The organism is Marinimicrobium agarilyticum DSM 16975 (assembly GCF_000423345.1).
Taxonomy (GTDB): Bacteria; Pseudomonadota; Gammaproteobacteria; order Pseudomonadales; family Cellvibrionaceae; genus Marinimicrobium; species Marinimicrobium agarilyticum.
Genome location: NZ_AUHU01000030.1, coordinates 1 through 1104, shown reverse-complemented (window position 1 = coordinate 1104; position 1104 = coordinate 1). Strand labels below are relative to the sequence as shown.

General features: G+C 61.1%; 1 protein-coding gene. It reads right to left on the bottom strand.

Features of this window, described 5'->3' with window-relative positions:
- On the bottom strand, positions 1–1104 hold a 1104-nt coding region (locus G547_RS23635), incomplete at both ends, for a hypothetical protein (RefSeq protein WP_036189189.1).

Here is a 1104-nt window from a genome sequence, read left to right as displayed (position 1 = left end):
AAGGTTTGACCTTGCACATCTCCCAGCCGCAGGTCACGGTCGTGCTGCAGCTGAATATCGTGGGCCGCCTGGAAGTGAGCGGTTCCGCTGAAACGATTGTCCCCCTCAAGGCGGATGCCGCCCTGTTCGGAGTGAAGGCTCAAATCCCCCGCTGCCGCCAGGTTTGCCGTGCTGGTAATATTGCCGCCGCTGTAAACCGAGGTCGCCCCCAGGCTGTTCAGTTGGGCCAGGTTCAAGGCGCCTTCGTTGTTCAGCCGCAGGCCGCCCTGGCCGATATCCGCATAGAGCGCATCCACGTCGGTATGAATCGCATTATCCGGCGTTCCGAATTCACCCACGCCCACCAGATGCAGTTCTCTCGCTGTCAATCGCTCCTGCGTCGTTTGCTGAACATCGGCATTGCGAATGTCAAGACGCCCCGGAACAGAGAGCGCCCCCGCCAACTCGATGGTATCGTCGCTGTCGGCCGCCAGGGTGAGGTTCGTTTTATTGCTGTAGGTGAGCTGACTCAGACCGTTGACCTGAATGCTGTTCTCCTCCATGACCAGTGTGTCGGCTTCCAGGCTGCTGTTAACCCGCAGCTCACTGGCGGTCACATAATCCTGGACTCGCTCAACGCCCTCGAACACGATTTCGAACACACCGTTGCCGGTGCCGGTATAGGTGAGCCGCTCGCCCCCCGTGCGGCGGGCAAAGTAATTCACCTCTGCGCCGCTGGCACCGCCACTGACCCGCAGTTCGTCCTGACCGCCCACGGCGTTCAGGTTCAGATCGCCCTCGGTGTTCGCGCCCAAGGTCAAATCGAAGCGGTCGTCACCGGCGCCACCGGTAATACCGCCGGTGACCAGCCCACCATTGAGAAAGAAGCTGTCCCCGCCGTCACTGGCAACCAGGTGGGTGACGCCGGAAAAATACAGGCGATCATTCAGACGCCCCGCATTGTCGCCTTCCTCCAGGCGCCAGGTATTGCCGTCATCCATCGCGGTCACAGTGGTGGCGCTTTGATTGCCGGTCAGCTCGTCGAAACGGCGCAGGTCCCCCTTATTGGTACCGACGGACACATCCACCGTCGCTTGTTCCGACAGGTTGACCGTGTTACGCCCG